Here is a 4,013-nt window from a genome sequence, read left to right as displayed (position 1 = left end):
GTTATAGCGAAATCGCTAAATTATAGGCGCGCGAACTATTTTCTGTATCAATCTATCGATGAAGAAGAACAATTACCTCCTTTTCTTACAAAGCAAAGTAAAGCAAATTCAGTTGGCAATTAAGTAGTTATGAAAGAAGCTCAGTTGAGACGGTAGCTACATGATGTTTTAACCGGGCATACTCTACATTTCATAGGGTGAGGAGTGGCAGGTAATTGCTTTGATTGTGCTTGTGATGCTAGAAGTACATATCTTTCAATTTCCTTGTAGAGATCAGCATTACTTTTGGGTAAAACGATAACTTTGTTTTGCGTTTGGTTTTTTATTTGTATAGCGTAAATGGGATATTTACTTCGAGCAGCTAATGCTGCTGCCTTAGCTTCTATAATGTCACTTTCGTAGATCCCACGCTTCCTACCTTTATACTCAAACCCAATATAGCCATCTGGGTTTTTTAAAATGAGATCTGGCTTAGCTGCAATATTATATTTTTTGTTAACGAAGATGCGTGCTTTGGGACCAGTATCTTTGTAAATAACACGTTCCTTAGTATTATTATCAAGTGTGAAAAATGCGATGAAAAAGACTGCAACACATATTAGGAAGGCTATAAGCATACTGTAGTCCTCATCTTTATTTTACTTTTCTAAATGAAGTTTATGATGAATATACAACAGCCATTTTCTTACCAAGCGTTTGGCTCGACTTGAACGGCGCAATAGTAAACAAACATAAGGGCTGGTGGCATAGTAAATAGACGTAAAAACTTTTCCTGGAACCGTGTTTAAGTGGGAATCTCGATAGTCCCTAAAGGATTCAGTTACTGGGTGATTTTCACCAAAAATTTCAGTAGCGATGAAGCACGGGGACCTCTTAGGATATTTAAAATTCGTGTTAAACTTATCGTGAGATTTAGTGCCAATTATTCTTTTTCTTTTAGCATCTGCACTAACCTCTGCACCTTGTTTTTCGAGAGAAACAGAACGGGGACAGAAGGCCACCCGTCCTATATCACTCGCATTAGTATATTTTGGCCTTTTCACTTTTAGTCAAAGCTAGCTAATGGTTGATAAGCTCGAATTGCCATTGATTGGACTTGAGGAGTAGAAAGCAATGCTTGAGCAGAGAGCGATATTTTATCGAGTAACCCAGGCTTGCTGGAATAATCGCGTATATCAACAGTTTCGAACTCTTCTAATAGCAGTTCAGTCGTCGTCGTAACCTTGTCTGCGAGGCCTAGTTCTACAGCTTCTTTACCTAGCCAGAATTCTCCAGAAAACAAAAGCTCGTGGTTGGCATTTAGCCTGTCACCTCTAGACTCAACCATGATTTGTTTGAATTGCTTGTGAATTTGACTTGCCATCTCTTCAATTTTCGCAATGTCTTTCTGCTTTGGTGGAACAAAGGTATCAAGTACAGATTTGTTTGTGCCAGATGTAATAATCAATCTCTCGATGTCATAGTTCTTAATAGCTTTACCGAAGTTAAATTGAGAAACGATAACGCCAATTGATCCCGTATAGGTGCTTTCTAGAACATTAATCTTTGGCGCTGCGGCTGCGATCCACATTGCACCTGAAGTAAGGCTATCTGTACCAATTAGTGCCATCTTTTTATCTGGGTAAAGTGATTGAAGGCGTTTTATTTCTTTATAAATTAGATGAGCTTGTGCGGGTGAGCCGCCTGGGGATGAAATTTTAATCAATACGCCTTTGGCTGCTTTATCTTCAAACGCTTTTCTAAGTGCTGGTATGACGGCATCAGCAGATGCAGTTGGCGAACCAGGCTCTATGGTACCGGTTATGGAAACTTGAGCAACATATCCCGTCGGAGATTTGTACTTTTGTTGTTCATCGTAAGCTTGTTTTCCCATATAAAACAACATGAAAAAAACTGGCATGGCCCAGATTAAAAGTTTCATTTTGTTGTTCTTGTGTTGGCTCTTTTGTAGTTTTTGCTGCTCAACGACGACTGTCATTAATGTTCCCAGGACGTCCATCACTTTTTTATTGGTCTCACCCGTATATTTGATGGTCTTGAGAAGTTGGTCTTCCATCTTTCCACGGGTTTCTTCTGCCTCCTCCAGCTTTGTTAGGACCTCATCAATCTGATTATCTTCAATATTTGGGTCGTTATCGCTGTGGGAATTTTGCTCAGTCATAAATAGCTCCGTTGTTTAAAAAATCACTTTAGAACTGAGTGTATTAACGCGCGTAAAAATTCGTGTTTCTTCCGAACATGACGTTTATACATTACCTAAATACTAATTTACTGAGATGGGTAGAGCATGAGACATAGTCTTGCTTGGATTGTATTTATTACTGTTTTAACGGTGAGTGGTTGTGACAAAGACAAAGAACTATCAACGGACATTTCTCAAAAGGGGGCTAGTCATGTCGTGGGTGATGCCGATGGCCAGCCTCAACGGTTTAAGGAAGGTGTTCATTACGTCGTCAAAAAGCATCTCCCCCCTTCCAGTGAGCCGCAAATAATCAAGTTTATTTCTTATAACTGTCCTGCATGCAGGTTTTTTGAATCGACGTCGAAAATAACTCACACAGAGCGTGTAGTAGTAGAGCGTTTTCCTGTTTCATTTAGTCGAGAGCAGTGGCGAGATACGGCGAGAGCATATGCTGTTTTAAGAAGTTTAAACATCCATGAGCAATTAAGTGGGCAACTCTTTAAAGCCGTTCAGGATAAGCATGCGCCGATGGGAGATAAAACATTCTTCATAGATTGGCTTTCTGGGCTCACTACGCTTAGTCAGAAGCAAATTGAAGATGCGTATGAACACGACAAGGTTGCGGAGTTAATGGCTATGTACAAGGCCGCAGAGCGCCGTTACGCAATTACTTCGGTGCCTAGTGTTTATATTAACGGGAATATACAAATAAAGCTTAAAGCTCTCGAAGGAGAAACTCAGCTAGATAGAATGATTTTCCTCAGTGAGCTTACTGACTACCTTATTGCACAAGTCGAGTAATAACGATGCACATTGATGAGCTGTACCATGAACAAGGTTCATTCACCTTGTCGATAAAAAATCAAATAATAGGCAGTCCCGGACAGTGCACTGCAGTTATCGGTGAAAATGGAGCGGGGAAGTCTACTCTCTTTCGTATTCTTAGCGGAGCGCTTAAACCCAACAAAATCATTTGGTCAGAAAAAAATATTCGCAAAGTACTTTTTCATGATGCATTTGCAACATTAAACCCGCGGCTTAGAGTCATTGACCATCTTACATGGAGTGCGTCAATGCATGGCGCATCTCACCTTTTTATAAAAAAAGTGTCTGATGATTTCGATTTGGCCACTCTATTCAAGCGGTACCCTTCATCGTTAAGCGCGGGACAGATGACAAGATTAAGGTTAGCTAAAACCCTTCTTGCTGAACCAGATGTCATCTTGTTGGATGAGCCTACTACGGGTTTGCAATTTAGTGCTGCAGAGCAAGTAGTAAGTTGTATATCAATACTTCTTAAACAGGGGAAGTCTGTCGTGGTTAGTACGCATCATCTTATCGAGTTATCAGGTTTGAAACCCTTTCTGATAGGGCTTAAAGACGGTCGAGTCATATTATCTGAAAACTGGTCATTGAAATACGAGCATTATAATCAGGTTTGTGAACTTATGCGCAGCCTGGCTGGCCACGATACCGGTAACATCTTCGCTGGTGGAGAGGTTGTACAAAATGCTTCAATTTAACGTTATCAAAACGTATATAAAGTCAGGCTTTCAAGAATACTTCTTAGCGCGAAAAACAGCGCTCTTACAGCTAATCATTTTTCCTGTTATAGCGCCACTATGCCTATTAATTTTTACGTTTCTTCTATCTGCATTAATGATAAACAACATGCAAATTGAACAGGCAAATGGAAATAGCCAAGAAGAAGGTCATCGCTCGGTCATCGGTGTTGTGATGCCATCTGACATCGATATCAAAAATTATCGCTCTACTGTAGAAAATGCTTTCGGGATGCTTTCTTTCCCCACGGAGGTGAGATATATAGATA

The 4,013-nt window shown here is 40.2% G+C and carries 6 protein-coding genes; 3 read left to right on the top strand and 3 right to left on the bottom strand.

Annotation, left to right across the window (positions count from 1 at the left end):
- Positions 1-140 precede the first annotated feature (140 nt).
- The 3 genes from BIZ39_RS20585 to BIZ39_RS20580 are packed head-to-tail and all read right to left on the bottom strand — an operon-like array spanning position 141 to position 2,161.
- Positions 141-617, bottom strand: coding sequence for a hypothetical protein (locus tag BIZ39_RS20585; RefSeq protein ID WP_187447928.1), 477 nt, complete (start codon positions 615-617; stop codon positions 141-143).
- Between the two features lie 21 nt (positions 618-638).
- The gene (locus BIZ39_RS22680) at positions 639-1,001 is read right to left on the bottom strand and encodes a CFI-box-CTERM domain-containing protein (protein WP_410369571.1); all 363 of its coding nucleotides are present in this window, start codon (positions 999-1,001) and stop codon (positions 639-641) included.
- Between the two features lie 44 nt (positions 1,002-1,045).
- The gene (locus BIZ39_RS20580) at positions 1,046-2,161 is read right to left on the bottom strand and encodes a S49 family peptidase (protein WP_187447927.1); all 1,116 of its coding nucleotides are present in this window, start codon (positions 2,159-2,161) and stop codon (positions 1,046-1,048) included.
- 126 nt (positions 2,162-2,287) lie between these two features.
- Here BIZ39_RS20580 and BIZ39_RS20575 point away from each other — a divergent pair, with 126 nt between their 5' ends.
- The 3 genes from BIZ39_RS20575 to BIZ39_RS20565 form a co-directional block, all read left to right on the top strand.
- The gene (locus tag BIZ39_RS20575; protein ID WP_187447926.1) at positions 2,288-2,983 is read left to right on the top strand and encodes a thioredoxin domain-containing protein; all 696 of its coding nucleotides are present in this window, start codon (positions 2,288-2,290) and stop codon (positions 2,981-2,983) included.
- A gap of 5 nt (positions 2,984-2,988) precedes the next feature.
- Positions 2,989-3,705 carry an ATP-binding cassette domain-containing protein gene (locus BIZ39_RS20570; protein WP_187447925.1) on the top strand — a complete coding sequence of 239 codons (717 nt, stop codon included), beginning with the start codon at positions 2,989-2,991 and terminating at the stop codon, positions 3,703-3,705.
- On the top strand, positions 3,692-4,013 hold a 322-nt coding region (locus tag BIZ39_RS20565; RefSeq protein ID WP_187447924.1), incomplete at its 3' end, for a hypothetical protein. The genes BIZ39_RS20570 and BIZ39_RS20565, both read left to right, overlap by 14 nt.

The sequence above is a fragment of the Alteromonas sp. BZK5 genome (assembly GCF_014349115.1).
Classification (GTDB): Bacteria; Pseudomonadota; Gammaproteobacteria; order Enterobacterales; family Alteromonadaceae; genus Alteromonas; species Alteromonas macleodii.
Note: the sequence above shows the minus strand (reverse complement) of the source record. Positions and strands in the feature narration are given on the sequence as shown.

Coding starts and splice junctions, on each gene's coding strand:
- BIZ39_RS20585 (WP_187447928.1), bottom strand. CDS start 617: ATGCTTATAGCCTTCCTAATATGTGTTGCAGTCTTTTTCATCGCATTT.
- BIZ39_RS20580 (WP_187447927.1), bottom strand. CDS start 2,161: ATGACTGAGCAAAATTCCCACAGCGATAACGACCCAAATATTGAAGAT.
- BIZ39_RS20575 (WP_187447926.1), top strand. CDS start 2,288: ATGAGACATAGTCTTGCTTGGATTGTATTTATTACTGTTTTAACGGTG.
- BIZ39_RS20570 (WP_187447925.1), top strand. CDS start 2,989: ATGCACATTGATGAGCTGTACCATGAACAAGGTTCATTCACCTTGTCG.